General features: G+C 56.3%; 20 protein-coding genes. 14 read left to right on the top strand and 6 right to left on the bottom strand.

What is annotated here, in order from left to right; translation table 11 throughout:
- Positions 1–12 precede the first annotated feature (12 nt).
- Genes DSM25558_RS07480 through DSM25558_RS07470 form a run of 3 tightly spaced genes read left to right on the top strand, consistent with a single transcriptional unit; the run spans position 13 to position 1,945 of the window.
- The gene (locus DSM25558_RS07480) at positions 13–600 is read left to right on the top strand and encodes an IMPACT family protein (RefSeq protein WP_077103349.1); all 588 of its coding nucleotides are present in this window, start codon (positions 13–15) and stop codon (positions 598–600) included.
- Between the two features lie 45 nt (positions 601–645).
- A complete protein-coding gene (locus DSM25558_RS07475; protein ID WP_077103348.1) occupies positions 646–1,314 on the top strand; it encodes an RluA family pseudouridine synthase in 669 nt (222 codons plus the stop codon).
- A gap of 7 nt (positions 1,315–1,321) precedes the next feature.
- Complete coding sequence (locus DSM25558_RS07470) at positions 1,322–1,945, top strand: class I SAM-dependent methyltransferase (RefSeq protein WP_077103347.1); 624 nt, start codon at positions 1,322–1,324, stop codon at positions 1,943–1,945.
- Positions 1,946–1,951: 6 nt separating this feature from the next.
- Here the strand turns inward: DSM25558_RS07470 and DSM25558_RS07465 are convergent, their stop codons facing one another.
- Complete coding sequence (locus DSM25558_RS07465) at positions 1,952–2,137, bottom strand: hypothetical protein (RefSeq protein ID WP_077103346.1); 186 nt, start codon at positions 2,135–2,137, stop codon at positions 1,952–1,954.
- 234 nt (positions 2,138–2,371) lie between these two features.
- On the opposite strand from DSM25558_RS07465, the gene DSM25558_RS07460 reads away from it, so the two are divergent.
- Positions 2,372–3,559 carry a PQQ-dependent sugar dehydrogenase gene (locus tag DSM25558_RS07460; RefSeq protein WP_371479627.1) on the top strand — a complete coding sequence of 396 codons (1,188 nt, stop codon included), beginning with the start codon at positions 2,372–2,374 and terminating at the stop codon, positions 3,557–3,559.
- A 116-nt stretch (positions 3,560–3,675) separates the two neighbouring features.
- Positions 3,676–4,692 (top strand): DNA topoisomerase IB, encoded by a 1,017-nt coding sequence (locus tag DSM25558_RS07455; protein WP_077103343.1) that lies wholly within the window; start codon positions 3,676–3,678, stop codon positions 4,690–4,692.
- Between the two features lies 1 nt (position 4,693).
- Here DSM25558_RS07455 and DSM25558_RS07450 read toward each other — a convergent pair whose 3' ends face one another.
- Positions 4,694–5,263 carry a hypothetical protein gene (locus tag DSM25558_RS07450; protein ID WP_200800731.1) on the bottom strand — a complete coding sequence of 190 codons (570 nt, stop codon included), beginning with the start codon at positions 5,261–5,263 and terminating at the stop codon, positions 4,694–4,696.
- A gap of 367 nt (positions 5,264–5,630) precedes the next feature.
- Here DSM25558_RS07450 and DSM25558_RS07445 point away from each other — a divergent pair, with 367 nt between their 5' ends.
- The 4 genes from DSM25558_RS07445 to DSM25558_RS07430 all read left to right on the top strand — a co-directional run bounded on the left by DSM25558_RS07445 (position 5,631) and on the right by DSM25558_RS07430 (position 10,476).
- Complete coding sequence (locus DSM25558_RS07445) at positions 5,631–7,253, top strand: phosphoethanolamine transferase (RefSeq protein WP_244554137.1); 1,623 nt, start codon at positions 5,631–5,633, stop codon at positions 7,251–7,253.
- Positions 7,254–7,318: 65 nt separating this feature from the next.
- On the top strand, positions 7,319–7,972 hold the full coding sequence (locus tag DSM25558_RS07440) for a response regulator (RefSeq protein WP_077103486.1): 654 nt from the start codon (positions 7,319–7,321) through the stop codon (positions 7,970–7,972).
- 4 nt (positions 7,973–7,976) lie between these two features.
- Entirely contained in the window at positions 7,977–9,323 is a 1,347-nt protein-coding gene (locus DSM25558_RS07435) for a sensor histidine kinase (RefSeq protein ID WP_077103337.1), read from the top strand.
- 49 nt (positions 9,324–9,372) lie between these two features.
- Complete coding sequence (locus DSM25558_RS07430; RefSeq protein ID WP_077103335.1) at positions 9,373–10,476, top strand: RHE_PE00001 family protein; 1,104 nt, start codon at positions 9,373–9,375, stop codon at positions 10,474–10,476.
- Positions 10,477–10,575: 99 nt separating this feature from the next.
- Here the strand turns inward: DSM25558_RS07430 and DSM25558_RS07425 are convergent, their stop codons facing one another.
- The 3 genes from DSM25558_RS07425 to DSM25558_RS07415 all read right to left on the bottom strand — a co-directional run bounded on the left by DSM25558_RS07425 (position 10,576) and on the right by DSM25558_RS07415 (position 15,935).
- Complete coding sequence (locus DSM25558_RS07425; RefSeq protein WP_077103333.1) at positions 10,576–12,498, bottom strand: methyl-accepting chemotaxis protein; 1,923 nt, start codon at positions 12,496–12,498, stop codon at positions 10,576–10,578.
- 328 nt (positions 12,499–12,826) lie between these two features.
- Entirely contained in the window at positions 12,827–14,137 is a 1,311-nt protein-coding gene (locus tag DSM25558_RS07420) for an HlyD family type I secretion periplasmic adaptor subunit (protein WP_077103332.1), read from the bottom strand.
- Complete coding sequence (locus DSM25558_RS07415; protein WP_077103330.1) at positions 14,124–15,935, bottom strand: type I secretion system permease/ATPase; 1,812 nt, start codon at positions 15,933–15,935, stop codon at positions 14,124–14,126. The genes DSM25558_RS07420 and DSM25558_RS07415 overlap by 14 nt, the downstream gene beginning before the upstream one ends.
- 334 nt (positions 15,936–16,269) lie before the next feature.
- Between DSM25558_RS07415 and DSM25558_RS07410 the strand changes: the two genes are divergently transcribed.
- The 5 genes from DSM25558_RS07410 to DSM25558_RS07390 all read left to right on the top strand — a co-directional run bounded on the left by DSM25558_RS07410 (position 16,270) and on the right by DSM25558_RS07390 (position 20,767).
- Positions 16,270–17,004, top strand: coding sequence for a FadR/GntR family transcriptional regulator (locus tag DSM25558_RS07410; protein ID WP_077103328.1), 735 nt, complete (start codon positions 16,270–16,272; stop codon positions 17,002–17,004).
- 252 nt (positions 17,005–17,256) lie between these two features.
- A complete protein-coding gene (locus tag DSM25558_RS07405) occupies positions 17,257–18,279 on the top strand; it encodes an ABC transporter permease (RefSeq protein ID WP_077103326.1) in 1,023 nt (340 codons plus the stop codon).
- On the top strand, positions 18,279–19,163 hold the full coding sequence (locus DSM25558_RS07400; protein ID WP_077103324.1) for an ABC transporter permease: 885 nt from the start codon (positions 18,279–18,281) through the stop codon (positions 19,161–19,163). Before DSM25558_RS07405 ends, DSM25558_RS07400 begins: the two co-directional genes overlap by 1 nt.
- A gap of 3 nt (positions 19,164–19,166) precedes the next feature.
- Entirely contained in the window at positions 19,167–20,003 is an 837-nt protein-coding gene (locus DSM25558_RS07395; RefSeq protein ID WP_077103322.1) for an ABC transporter ATP-binding protein, read from the top strand.
- Complete coding sequence (locus DSM25558_RS07390; protein WP_077103320.1) at positions 20,003–20,767, top strand: ABC transporter ATP-binding protein; 765 nt, start codon at positions 20,003–20,005, stop codon at positions 20,765–20,767. The genes DSM25558_RS07395 and DSM25558_RS07390 overlap by 1 nt, the downstream gene beginning before the upstream one ends.
- Before the next feature lie 3 nt (positions 20,768–20,770).
- Here DSM25558_RS07390 and DSM25558_RS07385 read toward each other — a convergent pair whose 3' ends face one another.
- Entirely contained in the window at positions 20,771–21,466 is a 696-nt protein-coding gene (locus DSM25558_RS07385; protein WP_077103318.1) for an FkbM family methyltransferase, read from the bottom strand.
- Between the last annotated feature and the right edge of the window lie 20 nt (positions 21,467–21,486).

Raw genomic sequence — 21,486 nt, 5'->3', positions numbered from 1 at the left:
ATTGACAGGAGCATGTTCACGCTCAATCGCCCCGAAACATTTTCGCAAGATATCAAAAAAAGCCGCTTCATTGCGTTTGCCAGCCCAATCACAGATGAGGACGCGGCGAAACGCTTTATCGAGCAGCAGTCCGATGCAACCGCCAACCATAATTGCTGGGCATGGCGCGTCGGTCAGGTCTATCGTTTCAGCGACGACGGAGAGCCTTCGGGTACAGCCGGCAAGCCTATTCTTCAGGCCATAGACGGGCAATCGCTGGATTGTGTGGCGGTGGTGGTAACTCGCTGGTTCGGCGGCATACTTTTAGGCAGCGGCGGCCTGATGCGCGCCTATGGCGGAACAGCCGCGACCTGTCTGAGAAACGGCGACAAGACACCGATCATTCCCACCTTCTCGACGGAAATCCTATGCGGATTTTCCGATCTGGCACTGGTCAAATCGGGGCTGATGGCGGTACCGGACCTAACAATCGAAAACGAAACCTTCACCGCAGATGGTGCCCGTTTGATGTTGTCAGTGCCCGTTTCATCCGCTGAAACAGTCGCGAATATGGTCAAGGATCTCACGAGGGGCCGTGTTACCGTTCCTCTTTCCGAATGATAAGCAATCTCCTCGCCATCATTCAAATTCATGCTATGAGGCGGCATGACATCGCAGCTTGAAAACCCGGTCTACAATCCGCCGCTGGAACCCTATGTTTCCATCGTCTATCGGGACGATGACCTTCTGGTTCTCGATAAGCCCAGCGGGTTACTGTCCGTTCCGGGCCGTGATCCGGCCTTGTCCGATAGCCTGGCGACACGGGTGCAAAAGCAGTTTCCGAAGGCGTTAATGATCAACCGATTGGATAAGGACACATCCGGTCTCGTGCTCATGTCGCTGAACCGCAAGGCACACGCGGCCATCGCCTCCCAGTTCGAAAATCGGACGACCGAGAAGACTTATATCGCCGTAGTCTGGGGTGACGTCAGTGGTCAGAGCGGACACATCGACCTGCCGCTTGCGATCGATCCCGATAACAAACCGCGCCACCGCGTGGACCATGAAGGGGGCAAATCGGCGCAAACGGACTGGCATGTTGTCGAGCGGCTGCCGCTGCCCGCCACACGCCTTCGCCTGCATCCCCTTACCGGGCGAACGCATCAATTGCGCGTTCATATGAAAGCCATCGGCCACCCCATTCTGGGTGATGCGTTTTATGCGCAAAGTGAAGCGTTGTGTGCCTCCGACCGTTTACTGCTACATGCGCAAGACCTACGCTTCCGCCACCCCGATGGTCGCGATATGACATTGACCGTGCCTTGCCCTTTTTGAGATGACCATGACGGATAAAGATCGCAGCGAAGGTTTCATCGTTGATTTCGTAGGCGGTGCCGTCGGCCACCGGTTGCGCTCCGGCGAAGGGCGCGGTCAGGCGCTTCCGAAAGCTGCCGGCTTGAAAAACGGCAAAAGACCCAGGATTGTCGATGCGACGGCTGGGCTCGGGCGCGATGCGTTTCTACTCGCCTCCCTCGGGGCTGACGTGACACTGATCGAAAGATCGCCGGGAATGCATACGCTGCTCTCGGATGCGATTGCGCGGGCGGATGCGGAAGGCGGTATCTACCGCGAGATCGTATCGAAGATGACGTTGCTCCATGGCGATTCCCGTGTCCTGATCCCGACATTATCCCCGGAAGTGGTAATCATCGACCCGATGCACCCGCCACGTAACAATACGGCTCTGGTGAAAAAAGAGATGCGGGTTCTCAGGGAGTTGGTGGGGTCCGACCCGGATCAGGTTGAACTGATGACGGTAGCCCTGGCACACGCGACGAAGCGTGTTGTGCTGAAGTGGCCATTGCGTGCCGAACCCATGCCCGGCATCCGCAAACCCTCTCATCAGCTTCTCGGTAAAAGTACGCGTTACGATGTTTTTATGGTGTTGGGTGACAAACCGGCCTGAACGGGATCAGCGGAACGTAGCCTTACGTTGTGCGTTCATCAACAGCTCATGACGAGAGGCGAAATCTCCAAACAGCTTTCGCAGACGTGATTCTTCGACATCATCGAGCCTGTAGCGGCGGCAAAATTCCACAACGCTGAGGATCGGCTTTATCTCCGTCGTCTCGATTTCCTTGTTGTCTATGATTTGCATGGCACCCTCCTGCGATTTGCGACGTCAAAAAACGCTGAAAGCAACGAAACGTTCCCCACTAATTGTCGTCCCCGAAATATAAGATGAGGGTAATTTTACACGCCGGAATCAAGTTTTGGTGAATCCGCTAGGTGAAACGAAAAACGGCCCCACATGTTTCCCGCCTGAGAATATTTAACGGAAGGGAGACCTATGCCACGCACTCACCACCTGCTGACGACGACGATTCTTTCGATGTGCCTCATCGCCCCGCTCGCCCCTATGGCCAACGCGCAGTCGACAGTCCCAGCCGAAACGAAACAGGCGAATGCGCCGGACCAGAAACCAGCCTTCGAAGGTCAGACACGAGCGGTCCAGCCAGAAAAAATGCCTTCGCTGCAAAAAACCGTCGTCGCAGACGATCTGCCGCATCTCTGGTCCATGGAGATTCTGCCCGATGGCCGAATGCTCGTCGCCGCCAAGGAAGGTGCAATGCATATCGTTGCAGATGGCAAAGCAGGCCCAGCACTGGAAGGCGTGCCCGAGGTCGCGTCTGCTGGACAGGGCGGACTGCTCGACATCGCGCTAGCACCCGATTTCGATAGTTCCAAAATGATCTATTTCTCGTTCTCCGAGCCACGAGATGGCGGCAACGGAACATCCGTCGCATCCGCCAAGCTTATGGAGAGTGGCGGCAAAGCCGTTCTCGAAGATACCAAGGTTATCTTCCGCCAGATGCCGACCTATGATGGCGACAAGCATTTCGGCTCGCGCCTGGCATTCGGCCCCAACAACGAACTCTATGTCACCGTTGGTGAGCGTTCCGACAAGGAGCCGCGTGTTCAGGCTCAGGACCTCTCAAGCGGACTTGGCAAGGTTTTCCGTATCGACAAGGATGGTAAAGCTTTCGAAGGAAACCCCTTTGCAGCCCAGCAGAAAGCCCTTCCGGAAATCTGGAGCTATGGTCACCGCAACGTCCAGTCTTCCGCCATTGACGGTCAGGGACGGCTCTGGACAGTCGAGCATGGTCCTAAGGGGGGCGATGAACTGAACCTGCCAAAGCCTGGCCTCAATTATGGCTGGCCCGTCATTACCTATGGCATCGAATATAGTGGTGGCGCGGTCGGCGATGGTATGACCGCAAAAGATGGCATGGAGCAGCCGGTCTATTATTGGGATCCCGTTATCGGTCCGTCGGGCATGGTCTATTACGATTCCGATGCCATACCGGAATGGAAAGGCTCTCTCATCATCGGCGGACTGGTCAGCCAGGGCATCGTCGTGCTGAAAGTCGAGAACGACAAGGTCGTGTCCGAGGGACGATTGCCGCTTGAGGCCCGCATTCGCGACGTCAAGGTAGGCAGCGACGGTGCCGTCTATGCCGTGACCGAAGAGCGCGGCGGCGGAAAGTCGCAAATACTCAAGCTCGCGCCAGACGCCTGATCACCTGCATCTGATGGGAGCGGTCTCGCGCCGCTCCCATCTTGCTCACCCAAGCTGGGAACAGACGCAGGGTTAGGCGCATTAATCCTCACAACGGTGAGGAGCAATAAACCCCAATGAATCAGCTTCCAATTCGCATCCTGAGAAAAGTAGGACTGACCTATGTCAGCGATCAGGAACCGGGCATTTCCCGCGAGAAACGCGGCAAGGGTTTTGCCTACCGGCTGCCAGACGGCGCGCTTCTTTCAGACAAGCTTGAAATAACCCGTCTTAAATCTCTTGGCGTTCCCCCCGCCTATGAGCGTGTCTGGATTTGCATCGACCCATCCGGTCATTTGCAGGCTACGGGCTACGACGCGCGCGGACGGAAACAATATCGCTATCACCCTGATTGGCATGCCTTGCGAGGCGAGAACAAATTCTACCAGTTGAAGACATTCGGTGAAGCTCTGCCCGCCATTCGTCGGCGAGCGACGTCAGACCTGTCCAAACAGGTGCACAGCGCAGATGTGACGCTTGCCGCACTCGTGCTGCTGCTGGACGCAGCCTATCTGCGTGTCGGCAACAAAACCTACCTTGAAACCAATGGCACCTATGGCGCGACCACGCTTTTGAAAAAGCATGTCTCTTTCGGTGAGACGATAGAACTGCGCTTCGCGGCGAAAGGTGGGCAGCGCGTAAAACGCAAACTCAAACACCCTCGCCTGCAACGGATTCTGGAAAATATTGCCGACCTGCCTGGCAGGCAGCTGTTTGTCTGGCAGGACGAGAATGGCCTTGTCCACCCGGTCGATTCCAGCGCGCTCAACGCCTATATTTCGCAAAGTGCCGGTGAAGGCATATCCGCAAAGACGTTTCGGACCTGGGGTGGCACGCTCGCAGCCTTCGGACACGCCGCACGCGCCTTGGGAAGCGAGGAGCGCCCGACCACAAAAGGCATGTGCATGGCGGCAGCCGAAGAGCTTTCCAACACACCCGCAATCTGCCGAAAAAGCTATGTACATCCGGCAGTGCTGGAGCTTGCTACCGAAGACAAATCCGTCAAACGACTGCAGAAAATTTTGGGCAGCGACCTGAAGCCGATTGCCGGGTTAAGGGCCGACGAACGGCGTTTACTCGAATTCCTGCCGTGAGTTACCGCAGCGAGGCATCAATGAAAAATTTTGCGGGGTCTACGATTTCGTAAGTGCACTGGAATGCTGCCGCCGCCACTCGATAGGTATCGCTTTCATCCGTCTGCACCTGCACGATCGCATCTCCCGGCAACGCAACCATCGTCTCGTCCCACGGGGCTCTGAAGTTGAACGGGCCAATTTCGTCCGTGACGATAAAGTAGCTCATATTGTTGCCCTTTGGCTTGAAGGCGCGGTAGCCAGCGGCATCTGCTGCTGAAAGAGGTTCACCGTAACGCTCCGAAAAATTCCGTGCTTTTACCAGAATTTCCTCATTACCGGTTTCCTCACAGCGATTGCGCACCACCCAGTCACCTTCTTCGGCGGGCTTGGAGCGAGTCTCCACACCTTGCCCTTTAATGTAGGTGATGACGATTTCACCGGGCGATGCGGGGCGAGCATCAACCTCTTTGGTCTTTCGCGCTACACCAACCCGGTCGACTTTTTTGACCTCGGCCATCAACGCGATCTGGTCTTTGCGCGGTACGTCTTCAATAGCAAATGCCGTGGACGGAAACAGCAGCGGCAGCAAAAGCAGCGTTCTCGAAAAGACCAAAGGAGCCATCTGAATTCCATTCATAGCGGCACAACACGAGTGAGATGCGGAGCATGTCACGGGGAGATCACGTAAGTTTGAATGTACCGATATGCAGTCAAAGAAAAACCGCGCATTTTTAAAGGGTGGATTTTTACAAGCCTTATGATGCCTATTTTACGGGCACATGCCTTCCCCGCAGTTTTTGGCGAGACCGTTCAGTTTCATGTCAGCTAGGTGACACATCCCCTGCCCCTGATCTTGGATATGCGTGAGCACCTGCTTGCGGAACATCCGATGGCACGAGCAGCGGGAACACGAGACTATGGCACTATCATTTCAAACAACCAGAAGCGGACGCAGCATGGTCACACGGCCCGTCATGGGCAGCGTGACGCTTAGTATAGTGACGGCTCTCTACCTGTTGTTTTTTGCCAACCACACATTTTGGGCGAAGATACATACCTATCTCTCTGCTTACCCCGTTGCCATTTTCGGGCTTTATATTGCTTTGAGTGCCGCGTTCTCCGCTGTGTTCATTCTGTTTTCCGTCAAATATCTGACCAAGCCCATCTTTGCCGTGTTGATCATCATTGCTGCCGTATCGTCCTGGTTCATGGACCGGTTTGGCGCGGTAATCGATAGTGACATGGTTCGCAACGCTTTCGAAACGACGCAGGCGGAAGCAGGTAATCTCATGACGCCCGGCTTTGCCCTTCACCTTGCGCTCTTTGCAGGCATTCCCATCATCCTGTTGGCGATCATCAAGATCGACCACAGGCCGTTCTTCAGCAAATTCCTGTGGAACATGGCCAGCATTATCGGCTGTCTGGCCATTGTCTGCGCCGTCGCTGCGGCAAATTCAAAGACATTCACAACGGCCGTTCGCCAGCATAAGGACATCGTCAAAAGCCTCAATCCTTTGACAACGATTTCCTCGACAGTGCACTATTTCTCGCAGGCGGATCAGGAAGCCAAACTCACCGTGTCACCCACCGGTCAGGACGCCAAAGTGATGCCCGCTCTCGGCGGCGTCAACAAGCCGCGCATCACTGTTATCGTTGCTGGAGAAACCGGGCGCGCGGCCAACTTCTCGCTCAACGGATATGGCCGCGATACCAACCCTGAGCTGGAAGCGCGCAACGTCGTTTATTTTCCAAGCACGGTCAGCTGCGGCACGGCGACAGCAATCTCCATTCCTTGCATGTTCTCTAAATTCACTCGTTCGAACTACAGCCACAGCAAGGCGCTTTCCAACGAAAATCTGCTCGATGTGCTTGTCCATGCGGGCGTAGATGCGCGCTGGTGGGACAACAACACCGGCAGCAAGAATGTGGCGGATCGCGTTCCCTATTTCGATCTGACGGCAGCGCAGGACCCCAAATTCTGCTCAAACGGCGAGTGCCGCGATGACATCTTTCTCGATAGGCTGGATAGCTGGCTGGACGGCGTGACGAAGGATAGCGTCATCGTTCTTCACCAACTCGGAAGCCATGGCCCCACCTACCATTTGCGGTACACCGACGAATTCAGGAAATTTACTCCCGATTGCCAGACTGCCGAATTGCCCGATTGCAAGGATACCGAGATCACCAACGCCTACGACAACACCATTCTCTACACCGACCATTTTCTTGCCAGCATCATCGACAAGCTGAAGGCTCGCTCGGACAAGCTGGCGACGGGAATGATCTATGCGTCAGACCATGGTGAATCGCTCGGAGAGAACGGGATTTATCTCCACGGTGCGCCCTATATTCTGGCACCGGCAGAGCAGACCCACGTACCGTTCCTCGTCTGGTTCGACACCGACTTCGCCAAATCGATGGGGCTGGATGGAAATTGCCTTGCGAAAAAAGCCAAGGTAGGCGGGCGCTCCCACGACAACTTCTTCCATAGCATTCTAAGCATGATGAACGTATCAACCTCTGTTTATGATTCATCGCTGGATGTGTTCAGTGCCTGCAAACGCAGACCCACCGCTTGACGAGACAAAATGCGAAGCATACCCACTCTTTAGCCGTTCTGCATATGGCTGAAAGCGAGGTATGCTTGCGCGTTCTACTTGTGGAAGACGATCATGTTCTGGGGGAAGCGCTTCGCGACCACGTAGCAGCCGCGGGACATGCGGTAGACTGGTTCAAAACTGTCGCGGACTCCACCGCAGCGACCGAGACCGTTGGCTATGGACTGATACTGCTTGATCTTCGGTTACCCGATGGCGAAGGCCTTTCCATTCTCAGAGGCCTTCGGCAACGCAATGATCCGACACCAGTCATCATTCTAACCGCTCACGATCAGGTTTCAGATCGCATTGAAGGGCTGAATGCGGGTGCGGATGACTATCTCGTCAAACCCTTCAATCTGGGCGAATTGACCGCGCGTATGCTGGCTGTTTCGCGCCGTTATGATGGGCGCTCCGAACCGGTTGTGAAACTGCCGGGTATCGAGATCAATCAGGTGGCACGCAACATCGTCGTCAATGGCAATGCCCTCACACTTAGCGCAAGAGAGTGGGCGGTTCTGGAAAAGCTTGTAGAACGCCCCGGAGCTGTTGTCTCCAAAGCACAATTGCATGAGACGCTCTATGAATTCGGCGCAGAAATCGAAAGCAACACCGTCGAGGTCTATGTCAGCAGATTGCGCAAGAAAATCGGCTCTGACAGGGTGGAGACGGTGCGTGGCCTTGGTTACACGATCAGGTAGACAGATGAAACGTAGCGACAGCATGACCCGTAGAATGGTGATCGCACTGACGAGTGTCGTCGCTCTGTCGTGGCTGATTGCATCGGCGCTCGGCATCATGGTGATGCAGGATGAATTTGCGGAAATTTTCGACAGCGGCGTGCAGGAAACCGCCGAACGGCTGTTACCGCTGATCGCTGACGACCTGAAGGAACGCAGCCCTGAAGCCGAGCGCCGTCTGGTTCAACCAGCAGACGGCGAAGAATACCTCACCTATCAACTGCGCGACAGCGAAGGCGAAGTCTTGCTTCGTTCACGCGACGGTGCGTCCGAACCGTTTGACGTGCCCTTGACGCCCGGTTTTGCTGATACGGCCACACAGCGCATCTTTACGGTGGTCACCGAAGATGGGGGCCTTTATTTGCAGATGGCAGATGCCTTCGCCAATCGCCGTGAAGCCATTTTCGAGGCCGGAACCGCTTTGATTCTGCCGCTGCTATTGCTGATCCCGGCCAGCATCGTTGCAGTCATTCTCGTCGTCAGGCGGACTCTGGCTCCGGTCCAAACATTGCGTGACGAAATCGGCCGCAAAGACAGTGGTAACATGGCTCCCGTCGACGCCGCCCATCTTCCCGGAGAGCTGCATCCGATTGCGAGATCGGTCAATCTCCTGCTCGAACGACTGCGTGCGGCACTGGAATCGGAACGCGCCTTTGCATCGAACAGCGCTCATGAACTGCGAACGCCCATCGCCGGTGCGCTTGCCCAGGCGCAACGATTGCAGGCCGACATTCCTGCTGAATACGCTCCGCGTGTCGACCAGATCGAGCGGTCTCTGTCGCATCTGGCTCAGCTGGCGGAAAAACTTTTGCAAATGTCCCGAGCAGAAGCAGGTATCGGCGCATCCGATGTGGAGATCGACCTGCTGCCCATCGTCGAGCTTGTTCTGGAGGATATAGGACGTTCGGAAACTGGCGAAGGCCGCATTCGCCTGCATCTGCCATCGGACGGCGGCCTATATGGCATGATCAACAGCGATGCCCTTGGCATCGTCGTGCGCAATCTGGTCGAAAACGCGCTGGTTCACAGCCCAGCGGGCAGTACGGTCCACGTGCATGTCGAAGATGATAACTCTCTTCGGGTCATCAACGAAAGCGTCGTCATCGATCCTGCGCTTTTGCCCAAGCTGACGACACGTTTTACCAGAGGCGCGACACAGGCAACCGGATCAGGCCTCGGGCTTGCCATCGTCAAGCACCTCGTTGCGCAAATGAACGGCTCCCTCGCTTTGTCCTCTCCAGCGGCTGGGCATAATGACGGCTTTGAAGCAAAGGTTTCGCTGCCAGCGATAAAAGCGGGCAAAACCATATGAAAGCCAATTCCTAAATTGCTTTCATATCGCCCGCATTCTATCAAAATGCATGCTTTACGATGTGAATCGACTGCCCCTAGACAGATTGATCCTGCTATGCACCCGCGCGACAGAAGCGTTGGCGCGGCTGGATGAGCGCATTTCCCGCTCATCCTTTGGTCGGGGCTTTCTCGAGCGACAGGATTTTCTTGACGCCGCATCGTCCCTCTGGATCGATGGCGAACTTGTTCACATCGAAGATTTGGTTCTCCACGACGCCCATATGGATATTCGTGCGCCCACCCACGAAATGGCGATTGCCAGCCGCATATTGCGCGCCCGCCGTCAGATATTCAGCAACGAGCCGAAATGGGCGTTGAGCCCAGCGGGCTTGTCCCGCTTGCGTGGCGAGGAAGCGCCAACCCTGCCAGCAACAAAGGAGCACGGCCCCCTACCAACCCGCCATGAAGCCTTGACAGACGACGATACGGATATGGCGCTCAGCGATGAACTCTCGACCATCGACCGTCTGTTGGCTCGAAGCACAGCAACTCTTGAAGCCATAACCAAGGACGAGAGCCGATCGACCTCTAAGTCCCAAAACAACATCATCCGCGATCCGGACTGGAATGAGGACGAGCGGCTTGGCGAATGGCAAACGGTCCTGAAAAGCAGCGCCGGACTTCCTGCCGTATTGCGCGCAGTGATCGCACTCGACGCCTGGTATAAATTAGAGGTGTTGCAGCGCAGCCTTTGGCTCGGACGCCAACTCGCAGCAGCCCTCTTAAGACAGGAGGGTCTAACCCTGTCCCATCTGTCCGCGTTCAACACAGGTCTGAAAGCCGTTCCCCGTGAACGGCGCAACGCAAGCGGTCAGCCGGAACGGCTCATTGCCTTTCTGGATAGTATCCACGAAGCGGCAACCCTCGGCCTCAAAGAGCACGACAGGTTGCTGAACGCGAAGACGCGCATGGAACGCAGGCTTGTTGGCCGAAGATCGAATTCTCGCCTGCCTGATCTGATCGAACTCGTTTTGGCGAGGCCAGTCGTTTCCACGTCCATGATCGTCCAAGCACTGGGTACCACGCCTCAAGGAGCCGTCGGGCTCGCTAACCAGCTGGAACTGCGCGAAATGACCGGACGCGGACGCTTTCGTGCCTGGGGAGTACTGTAGCTATAATGCGCCTCGCAAACGCAAAACCGCCCGCGACAAGCGCGGGCGGTTTTGTTTACTCCGTCAGCAATTCATCCGGCCATAGGGCATTCAAATGGCTCAGAATTCTTCCCAGTCAGACTTGATGGCGGCATTGCCATTGAAGGCGGATGCAACCTTGCGTCCCAGTGCGCGGGCTGGTGACTGAACCGGACGCTCGACCGGCGTTGCCGCACGAACTGGGGCCTCATAACCACCAGACAGCTTGAACTGGCCAAGCAGATGGTTCAGCGATGCTGCTTCACGCGCCAGACCATGGCTGGCCGCCGTCTGCTCTTCCACCATCGCTGCGTTTTTCTGTGTGTCCTGATCCATCTGGTTCACAGCCGTGTTAATTTGCTGCAGGCCGGAGGACTGCTCCTGCGCCGCGTCGACAATCGCCACCACGTGACGGTTGATTTCCTGCACTTCGGTGACGATGGTTTCCAGCGCGCGACCGGTTTCGCCGACCAGCTGCACGCCCTGCTGAACCTGGTCGTTCGACGTCGTGATCAACGCCTTGATTTCCTTGGCAGCCTTTGCAGAGCGCTGCGCCAGTTCACGCACTTCCTGTGCCACCACCGCAAAGCCCTTGCCGGCTTCACCGGCGCGGGCCGCTTCCACACCTGCGTTGAGCGCCAGAAGATTGGTCTGGAAGGCGATCTCATCGATGACGCTGATGATGTTGGAGATCTCCGACGAAGACTTCTCGATCTGCTCCATGGCAACAACCGCCTTGCGAACGACATTGCCAGACTGCTCCGCACCAGTGCGGGCTCTCGCCACCAGCTGACCGGCTTCCTGCGCACGCTTGGTCGAATCCTTCACCGTGGTGGTGATTTCTTCCAGCGCCGCTGCGGTTTCTTCCACCGATGCGGCCTGCTGTTCCGTGCGCTTGGCCAGATCGTCCGCAGCGGAGCGGATTTCATTGGCACCGTCATCGATACCACGCGCATTTTCAGCCACACGGCTCAGAGCCGTCTGAAGCTTTTCGGCAGAACCATTGAAGTTCTCGCGGACCTTGTCCAGATGCGCGGCAAAGGGCTTGCTGATGCGGAAGGAGACATCGCCATCCGACAGGCGAGACAGGGCATCTGCGAGATTGTCGACGGCAAAGCTGGTGTCGGCTGCTTCTCTCGCCTTCTGCTCTTCGCGCGCCATCCGTTCTTTTTCGGACAGGCTACGGTTGGCTTCGGCTTCGGCCTCAAGACGGATGCGCTCGAGAGCGTTGTCGCGGAAAACGGCAACCGCTTCAGCCATCTGACCAACTTCATCACGGCGATCGAGCCCGGCAACCTCTTCTTGAGTCTGACCATTAGCAAGAGACACCATACGGCTGCGCAGACGATCGATCGGACCGGTGATTCCACGAGCGGACACGAACAGCGCAAGGACGATTGCAGCCAAAAACAGCAGGCCCAGAGTGATAAGCGTCGTGAGGATCGTGGAGTTGGTCTGATCCGTCAATGCATCCGACTTTTCCGTAACGTTAGCAAGGTTGCGTTCGCTGATCACGCGAATATCGTTACGCCATTGGTCGATTTGCGGTCCAACCTCTACGAGGATTTTGCGGGCTGTCCGAAAATCACCCGTCTTTGCGACCTGCCAGACCTGGTCCGTCAATGCGGAGATCGCGTTTGTTCGCGAAATGAATGTGTCGATCTCGCCAGCCATCTCCGGCAGGAGCTTCTTTGCATTTTCAAGGCGCCGGATCGTGGTCGCGACATCGGCCTTATAACCCTCTTCCACTTTCGCGGTATTGCCGGATTGTTCACGCAGCATCAGTCCCAGCGTCGTGTCGTAACCCAGCGACACCAACGCCGTGTTGGCACGGAACAACTCCGTCGATCCAATAGCGTTATTCGCGATAAAATCTGAATAGCTGGTGTCGGCGTTTTTGTAGTTGTTGGACACAAGGCCAACGCCCACTAAACCAATAAGTGCAACTGGAACGATGAGAGAAAGCACCTTGGTGCGGATTTTTGCATTTTGCAGAAAAGACATGGGGCCTCAATGAGTGTTCAATGAAACCGGCAAGACACATTATATGACGTCACAAAATCGTGAGCGTCCAGCATCGTGCTGCCAGAAACTGAATGCACTTCGTCATGAAGCGGCTGCGAGTTTCATGTTCTGAAGCAAAAGAATTTAAACCGGGTTAAAAGAATTCGTCAAACAGGGTAATTATCCAATATAATCAACACACTTAGAGTGAAATTGCACTGAGCCACATGCATAACGTTTACTCACGTTACGTAAGCTTTCAGCCGTAACGTAAGCAAAAAACGGAGAAAGATTTGGCATCATTTTCCAGTCTGACGCCAAGCTGACATCACTCCTCACGGAATGCTCGTGTGATCTGATCCGAGAGTGGTTTAAGCAGATAGGATAACGCTGTCCGGTCTTCGGTTTTGATCATCGCCTCCGCTGGCATGCCGGAAACAAGTCTCAGGCCCTTCAGCTTTGTCAACTCCAGTTCCGCAACCGTGAGGCGCACGACATAAGAAGACGTTCCAGTTCGCTCGTTCGTGGTCAGATCGGCGGCAATACGGGTCACATGCGCCTTGAGTTGTGGTGTCGTTCGTTGGTTGAAGGCGGACATGCGCAACATCGCCTCATGACCAAGGCTGATCTGGTCAATGTCCTTGGGCGCTATCTGTACCTCGAGCGTCAGTTCGTCGCTCTCTGGGACAATGGACATAATGGCCTCGGCCGGACTGATAACCCCGCCGACGGTATGAACGGCGAGCTGATGAACAGTGCCAGATTGCGGCGCGGTGATATCGATGCGCTTGAGACTGTCTTCCGCGGAAATCTCGCGCTCGACATATTCACCGATCTGCGCTTGAACGTCTGCCAACTCGCTGCCGACCTCGGCCTTTTGATCCTGATCGATCTGGAGTATCTGCAATCTCGTTTCAGAAATCTTGCCTGCCGCCTGTGCCTGATAGGCCATCTTTTCGCCCCGCTCTCCACCGAAGGTCGCCGCTTGCGTCTTCAAACTGTTGAGGCGTTGATCGGACACGACGCCCTGCTGCCTCAGCGCGTTCAAAGATGCGATCTCATTGTTCAAAACAGTCATGCCGTCCGCATAGGCCGTCTCTTGTGCTTTCAACCCCTCGATTTCATACCGGAATTGCACGACGCGCTCTGCAAGTTGAGCCTTCTTGCCGTCACGAGATTGTTTGCGGAACGCGAACAGCCGCGTCTCGCTGTGAATGGCGGATGCCACGTCGACATTTTGTGCACGCGCCAGAAGGCTCGTTGGAAAGGCGATCTCCGCAAGGTCGTCCCGCTCGGCCTCCAGACGCGCCTGCCGCGCCGTCAGTTCATCCAGCCGTTTGGTCACGATTGCAAGATTGGCACGGGTCTGCGTGGAGTCCAACCGCATGAGAATGTCCCCGGCTTTCACCACATCGCCCTCGCGGACGAGGATTTCTCCGACCACACCGCCGGTGGGGTGCTGCACTTTCTTGACGTAGGAATCGACCACGAAATGTCCCGAAGCGACCACGGCTCCCGAGAGTGTTGCGACGGATGCCCATGCCCCTGCACCACCCAGCAGCACGACGCCGACCACAAGCCCCGCTGCCAAATGGTGCCGGATAGACCTCGACACATCGAATCCATCAGCGCTTGGCATCGTCGCCCTCGTCCCTGTCCAAAACATCGACCCCGGCCGGTTCAGGCTGCACGATTTGTTGTGCACCGGCGCGTAGCGGCCGCACGCCATAGCCGGTTGCCGAGAACCCTTTTGTAGAGGGTGCTGTTGCCGCTCCCCCTTTCAGCACCTTGGAGAGAATGTCGTCGCGCGGTCCGAACGCTTTCTGCCGCCCACCTTCCATCACCAGAACCAGATCGGCTGCGCCAATGGCGCTGGGCCGGTGCGCAACCACAATTGCGATACCGCCTCGGGCGCGAACAGACCCAATGGCATTGACGACCGCCGCTTCGCCCTCGGCGTCCAGATTGGCGTTCGGCTCGTCCAGAACAACCATGAACGGATCACGATAAAGCGCACGCGCCAAGCCTATACGTTGCCTTTGCCCGGCTGAAAGTGCCGAGCCTGCTTCGCCTATAGCAGTCTCGTACCCCCTTTCAAATTGCAGGATCAGATCATGTGCGCCAGCCGATCTTGCGGCAGCGACAATGGCTTGCGGGTCGGCCTCCGTTTCAAAGCGGGAAATGTTTTCGGCAATCGTGCCATCAAAAAGTTCGACACCCTGCGGGAGATAGCCGATGTGGCCACCAAGTGCCTCACGGTCCCATTGCTGCAAACTCGCACCATCGAGCCTGACGTTTCCAGATGCAGCAATCCAGACATTGACCAAGGCACGACACAGCGTTGATTTGCCGGATCCTGACTGGCCAATGACGCCAAGCGCGCTGCCGGCTTGCACAGCAAAATTGAGCCCGCTGACGGTCGGCCTCTTCTCGCCGGGCGGCACGATGGCCAGCCCTTCGACGCGAAGTTGCCGCACTGGCGCAGGCAGGGCTGTCACTGGAGGGTCCTGGGGAACCCTCGCCAGCAAATCCTGCAAACGGTTCCAGCTTTGCCGGGCCATCAAAAACGGTTTCCAGCTCGCAATGGCCATATCCACCGGTGCCAATGCCCGTCCCATCATGATAGAGCTTGCGATCATCACCCCACCGCTGACTTCCTGACCGATGACGAGATAGGCACCCACACCTAATATTGCCGATTGGAGCATGACCCGCAGCGTTTTCGAAATGCCGCCGAGCCCGTTGGAAATGTCTCCCGCGGTACGGTTGGCAACGAGATATTCCCTGTTGGCAATACTCCAGCGAGATGCGAGGCGTTTGCCCATACCCATGGACTGAACGACTTCTGCATTTCGTCTGGTAGCTTCCAGCAGCCCATTGCGCTTCATATTATGGGTGATAGTGTCGCGTATCGGCTTGTGCGACAGCACATTGGCAAGCAATGTCAGTGCAATAAGCACGACAGCACCCAAAAGTGCGGTCACCCCGATCCATGGATGGAAAAGGAAACATATGCCCAAATAAAGCGGCATCCAGGGAAGATCGAAAAAAGCGTTTGGCCCCTGCCCGGACAAAAATCCACGCACGTTATCCAAATCTCGTAACGGCTGAAGACCATCTCCCGCCATCCGCGTTACCAAAGGCAGGCGCACCACGGCGCTATGGATGCTGACCGAAAGCTCGTTGTCGAATTGCTCGCCAATACGCAGAAGAACACGGGCACGAATGATTTCCAGCGCGGCCTGAACCGAAAACATTGCGCTGGCAAGAACGGCGAGGCCGACAAGGGTTGGAACACTTCCGCTGGGCAACACCCGATCATAGATCTGCAACATAAAAAGCGGCGAGGTCAATGCGAGCAGATTGACGACGCCGCTCATCAGCGCGATGGCGCAAATGACCCACTGAAGCGATGTGTGTTTGAAAACGCCGAACAAATTTCAATTCCGTGTGTTCAAGCAACGAGTTCACGTTACCGTCACCGGGCAGGTGACGATAAGATGCATAATCAAGTCTAGATCGACAGCGTCCGCGCAGACCTTCGTCGCGGCATTCTAAAATCCGCAAAAGCAACGAAGACCGTTTCTATAAAACGTTCGATAAAAGTAGTCTCCACCCGCATCCGCTGTAAACCCTGATACCGTGCCAGTGCCAATTGGGATAGACAAACTGCCCTCGATGTGCGGTGCAGCAAGAGGGGCGCGATGAAAACTTGCATTGCAGCAGCAAGTTGTTAACATGCCAGACAAGTAACAGCCAGATGGGGCACATATGGACGCCGTACAAACGCCAGAGCGCGGAACTTCACTCGCCACCAAGATCAGCACCGCCCTGCGGCGTGATCTGGTCGGAGGTGTCTTTCGTCCTGGTGACCGGCTTCCGAGCGAGAGTGCGCTGACCCGTGAATATTCCGTCAGCCGCACAGTCGTGCGGGAGGCCATCGCGATTTTGCGGGCAGATGGACTGGTGGAAGCCCGTAAGGGTGCTGGTGTATTCGCACTTCAAATTCAGCACGAGAAAGACGAGCCGTTCAAGGACTTGACCACCGAGCGGATATCCTCGGTCATCGAACTTCTGGAGTTGAGAACCGTGTTCGAAGTCGAATCCGCAGGGCTTGCGGCATCGCGGCGCTCCGCGACACAGATCGAGTCTATCCTCGACGCTCACAAGGTGATTGGTGCGTGTCTTGCGGAAGGCAAATCCACACGCGATGCGGACTTTGATTTGCACTTCAAAATCGCTGAAGCCACTCAAAACCGGCGTTTTCCTGAATTCCTGCGCCTTATCCGGTCCGGTATCATTCCCCGTGGCGAGTTGCAGGGTGCCGAGCCTGGCTCTCGCCCGAAGGATTATAACTTGCATTTGCAAGAAGAACACGGACGCATCGTTGACGCCATCATCGAGGGCGATGCTGACGCTGCCCGTGAGCAGATGCGCGTTCACCTGCGCGGAAGTCTCGAACGTTACAAAGTCCTCCTGCGATCCAGAACTGCAAGTGCGGAATAGAGGGTTTTAGCTCTCACACACCCACCTGAATCGTCTTGTGGCGATTGCGCGCTCCATAAGGAGAGCATCAAAACCGCGTGCCACAGCTCTTTATGGGAAAGAGCAAGGGTATCAGTGCTTTCTCATAACCTTTCCAACCTGCATCACAGCTTCCAGCTCATCCGCTTGACAGATACGACAACATGTGACAGATTTTTGAAAAGTTGTCAGACATGAAGCGTTCACTTCCGGAGGCTGACACAGGGAGGAAACATGCACTTACGAAGCCCGCGCCTTGCTGGCGTGGCGGGGCAGATCGGCACCATTGCCATCACGCTGCTCGGCCTGCTTTTGCTCACCTTCTTCATCGGACGCCTGATGCCTGCAGACCCGGTGCGCGCCATCGTCGGGGAGGACGCGACCCGCGAAACCTACGAGCAGGTATTCCGCTCACTGGGCTTGGACAGGCCGATATGGCAGCAGTTTTTCTATTATCTCGGCGACGTCTTCACCGGTAATTTCGGCACGTCCATCCGCACCGGTCAGCCGGTCATTCAAGATATTCTCCACGTCATGCCCGCCACGATGGAGCTTGCGACGTTTGCCATCCTCATTGGTGCGGGGCTGGGCATTCCCATGGGTGTTTTCGCCGCCGTGAACAAGGACCGCTGGCCGGATCATCTCGTGCGCGTCGTCAGCCTGTTCGGCCATTCCATGCCGATCTTCTGGACAGGCATGATTGCGCTGATCGTGTTCTATGCGAAGCTCGATCTGGTTGGTGGCAGCGGTCGCATGGACCAGTTTTATATCGGGCTGGTGGACGAGCGCACTGGTTTCCTCCTGATCGACAGCCTGTTGGCCGGAGATATGGATGTGTTCTGGTCCGCCGTGAACCACCTGATCTTGCCGGCCTCGCTACTGGGCTATTCGTCATCAGCCTACATCACCCGTATGACAAGAAGCTTCATGCTGGACCAACTCGGCCAGGAATACGTAACGACCGCGCGCGTCAAAGGCCTTTCCAGCCAACAGACGATCTGGCGGCACGCTTTCGCCAATATCCGCGTCCAGCTCGTCACCATCGTCGCCCTTGCCTATGGTTCGCTGCTGGAAGGCGCAGTGCTCATCGAAACCGTGTTCGCGTGGCCGGGCTTCGGTCAGTATCTGACCAGCAACCTGATCACCGGCGACATGAATGCCGTCATGACCTGCGTTCTCATCGTCGGCGTCATTTTCATCGGGCTTAATCTTTTGTCCGACATTCTTTACCGCTTCTTCGATCCGAGGACACGCTGATGACCGCGCATGCAGAAAAAATCAGGCTACCAGCCTCCGTGAATGCGATGAAGAACATCGTTCTTTTCCTCCTGCGCAGCCCGACTTCGACCTTCGGCCTGATCGTTCTTGCCATTCTGATCTTCGCCGCCGTTTTTGCGCCGCTCATCGCCACGCATGACCCTTATGTGCAAAACCTTGCGAACGTCCTCAGAGCCCCCGGAGACGGACATCTGTTCGGAACCGACGATCTGGGCCGTGACATTTTCAGCCGCCTGGTTTTCGGTGCGCGCATCACGCTGACCATCATCTTTCTGGTCTCCATCGTGGTTGGCCCCATCGGCCTCATCATCGGCACTGCATCTGGTTATCTTGGTGGCAAATTCGATACGGTGATGATGCGTATTACCGATATCTTCCTCTCCTTCCCAAGCCTGATCCTGTCGCTGGCTTTCGTCGCAGCACTCGGCCCTAGCCTCAACAACGCGATCATTGCCATCGCACTCACCTCATGGCCACCGATCGCCCGTCTTGCCCGCGCGGAAGCACTGACTTTCCGCAATGCCGATTACATTGCCGCAGCCCGTCTCCAGGGCGCATCACCCATCCGTATCATCGTCAAGTCGATCATGCCCATGTGCCTACCATCGGTGCTCATTCGCCTGACACTGAACATGGCAACCGTCATTCTGACGGCGGCAGGCCTCGGCTTTCTCGGCCTTGGCGCACAACCACCGCTGCCGGAATGGGGCGCGATGATTGCGACCGGTCGTCGCTACATGCTGGACAATTGGTGGCTGGTTACTTTCCCGGGCATATCGATCCTCACCGTCAGCCTTGCCTTCAATCTTTTGGGTGATGGTCTGCGCGATGCGCTCGATCCAAAGCAGATGAACCGGAGATAGACCATGGAACGGACAATACTGGACGTCGAAAATCTCCGCATCCGTTATGGCGGCTCGCAAACAGAGGCAGTACGCGGCGTGTCCTTCACCCTGGGGCGTGAACGGCTGGGCATCGTCGGCGAGAGCGGTTCGGGCAAATCCACTGTGGGACGTGCACTGTTGCGCCTTCTGCCGGGTGCGACGATCACTGCCGATACGCTTCGCTTCGATTCACTCGATCTTCTGTCGCTTTCGGAGAAGGAAATGCTGAAGGTTCGCGGCAGACGCATGTCGATGATCCTTCAGGACCCGAAATTTTCGCTGAACCCTATCAGGCGCGTTGGCGATCAGGTGGCGGAAACCTATCTGCGGCATTTCAAATGCACGAAAGCAGAAGCCAAGATCAGGGCGCTCGTCATGCTGGAAGCGGTCAAAATCCGCGATCCCGAGCGGGTCTACGCACAATATCCGCATGAGATTTCCGGCGGCATGGGCCAGCGCGTGATGATTGCCATGATGCTGCTGGCCGACCCTGATCTCGTCATCGCGGACGAGCCAACATCGGCACTCGACGTCACTGTTCGGTTGCAGGTGCTCAACATTCTCGATGGCCTCGTTCGGGATCGCGGCATCGGCCTCATCATGATCAGCCACGACCTCAATCTGGTGCGCAATTTCTGCGACCGCGTTCTCATCATGTATGCGGGTCAGGTGGTTGAAACCCTGTCGGCAGGCAATCTGGATGCCGCACAACACCCCTACACACGCGGCCTTTTGGCCGCTCAGCCCCGCATTGGCGGCACCCGTGCGCCGCTGGCGGTGCTGGACCGTCGCCCGGAATGGCTTGAGGAACACGCCTGATGTCAGTTTCTGTTGAAATTCACGACCTGTCGATCAGCTTCGGCGAAGGGCCGGCAGCGGTCAAAGTTCTACCGTCCGTATCTTTTTCCGTGCAGCCCGGTGAATGTTTCGGACTTGTCGGTGAGTCTGGCTCTGGCAAATCCACCGTTCTGCGCTGCGTTTCCCTGCTGACCGATTTCTGGAAAGGCGACGTCCTGATCAACGGCAAATCCGTACGCGACATGCCGTTGATCGAGCGCTGCCGCACCTTGCAAATGGTGTTTCAGGACCCCTACGGTTCGCTGCACCCGCGCCAGTCGGTCAGAACCGTGCTGAACGAACCTCTCACCATCCATAAGCTTGCCGACAAGGAAGAGCGGATGCGCAAGGCCATCACCGACGTTGGCCTGCCGGTTTCGTTCCTGGACCGTTTTCCCCACCAGCTTTCCGGGGGTCAGCGCCAGCGTGTGGCCATTGCCCGCGCCTTGATCCTTGAGCCATCCCTGCTGTTGCTGGATGAGCCGACCTCGGCACTGGATGTCTCGGTACAGGCTGAAATCCTCAACCTTCTGCAGCGACTTAGAGAGGAGCGCGGCTTCACCTACATCATGGTCACGCACGATTTGGCCGTCGTTGACCACATGTGTGACAGGTTTGCGGTGATGCTGCGTGGTGAAGTCACGGAAATACTTCCGCGTGATGCCATTGCGCGTAACGGTGCGACACACCCTTACGCACGTGAACTGATCTCAGCATCGCTGGAATATGAAGGCGTAAACGCCTGACGCTTAGTCCACGTCGGGATCATATTCCCGCTTGCTATCGTCCTTGGAAAACAGGACGCACGGTCCGCGAGAGCCCCGCGGATCGTAGGAATAACCCTTCAGCGCCAGCGCCTGGGTAATATCGCGGATGCCTGCCAGATTGTAGAGATGGTCGTGCAATTCCACGAAGATACGCTCGACACCGGCAAGCTGCGCATTCTGCAACAGATCGTGCTCCGCACCTTCAATATCCATCACCAGCGCGTTGATGCGATGTTCGGCAATGAATGCATCTATGTTTTCCGACGGGATTTCGATGCGGTGTTCGTATGGCCCCTGATTTTCATCCATGGACGACATCCAAAGATCTTTGCGCACATAAAACGGGTGAACATGCGGGGCATGCGCGGTCAGCAACCCTTGCGAAAATACGACATTATCGGCGCAATTGGTCTTGATCACCCGTGCAGCCAGTGCAGCCGTTCCAGGGTTCGCCTCGAAAGCCCAGACCATCACATCCTTGATACTTGCAAGGATGGAGGTGATGATGCCGATGCCGGAGCCAAGCTCGAGTACGCGGTCGCCCGGCTTGATGGCTTTGAGAATGCTGCGGGCTTCCTTGGCCTCATAGCTTCCGTCCGCAAGGGCATCCCAGATAATTGGAGAAACCTCCTCCCGCGCCAAATCGAGCTTTACCCCATGCACGTCAAGCCGTTCCATTTTAACTTCCCCTCATGGCA

It is taken from the genome of Agrobacterium sp. DSM 25558 (assembly GCF_900100825.1).
Lineage (GTDB): Bacteria > Pseudomonadota > Alphaproteobacteria > Rhizobiales > Rhizobiaceae > Agrobacterium.
Note: the sequence above shows the minus strand (reverse complement) of the source record. Positions and strands in the feature narration are given on the sequence as shown.

Coding starts and splice junctions, on each gene's coding strand:
- DSM25558_RS07465 (WP_077103346.1), bottom strand. CDS start 2,137: ATGCAAATCATAGACAACAAGGAAATCGAGACGACGGAGATAAAGCCG.
- DSM25558_RS07470 (WP_077103347.1), top strand. CDS start 1,322: ATGACGGATAAAGATCGCAGCGAAGGTTTCATCGTTGATTTCGTAGGC.
- DSM25558_RS07435 (WP_077103337.1), top strand. CDS start 7,977: ATGAAACGTAGCGACAGCATGACCCGTAGAATGGTGATCGCACTGACG.
- DSM25558_RS07460 (WP_371479627.1), top strand. CDS start 2,372: ATGTGCCTCATCGCCCCGCTCGCCCCTATGGCCAACGCGCAGTCGACA.
- DSM25558_RS07445 (WP_244554137.1), top strand. CDS start 5,631: ATGGTCACACGGCCCGTCATGGGCAGCGTGACGCTTAGTATAGTGACG.
- DSM25558_RS07430 (WP_077103335.1), top strand. CDS start 9,373: ATGCTTTACGATGTGAATCGACTGCCCCTAGACAGATTGATCCTGCTA.
- DSM25558_RS07475 (WP_077103348.1), top strand. CDS start 646: ATGACATCGCAGCTTGAAAACCCGGTCTACAATCCGCCGCTGGAACCC.
- DSM25558_RS07405 (WP_077103326.1), top strand. CDS start 17,257: ATGCACTTACGAAGCCCGCGCCTTGCTGGCGTGGCGGGGCAGATCGGC.
- DSM25558_RS07410 (WP_077103328.1), top strand. CDS start 16,270: ATGGACGCCGTACAAACGCCAGAGCGCGGAACTTCACTCGCCACCAAG.
- DSM25558_RS07385 (WP_077103318.1), bottom strand. CDS start 21,466: ATGGAACGGCTTGACGTGCATGGGGTAAAGCTCGATTTGGCGCGGGAG.
- DSM25558_RS07425 (WP_077103333.1), bottom strand. CDS start 12,498: ATGTCTTTTCTGCAAAATGCAAAAATCCGCACCAAGGTGCTTTCTCTC.
- DSM25558_RS07420 (WP_077103332.1), bottom strand. CDS start 14,137: ATGCCAAGCGCTGATGGATTCGATGTGTCGAGGTCTATCCGGCACCAT.
- DSM25558_RS07395 (WP_077103322.1), top strand. CDS start 19,167: ATGGAACGGACAATACTGGACGTCGAAAATCTCCGCATCCGTTATGGC.
- DSM25558_RS07455 (WP_077103343.1), top strand. CDS start 3,676: ATGAATCAGCTTCCAATTCGCATCCTGAGAAAAGTAGGACTGACCTAT.
- DSM25558_RS07400 (WP_077103324.1), top strand. CDS start 18,279: ATGACCGCGCATGCAGAAAAAATCAGGCTACCAGCCTCCGTGAATGCG.
- DSM25558_RS07390 (WP_077103320.1), top strand. CDS start 20,003: ATGTCAGTTTCTGTTGAAATTCACGACCTGTCGATCAGCTTCGGCGAA.
- DSM25558_RS07480 (WP_077103349.1), top strand. CDS start 13: ATGTTCACGCTCAATCGCCCCGAAACATTTTCGCAAGATATCAAAAAA.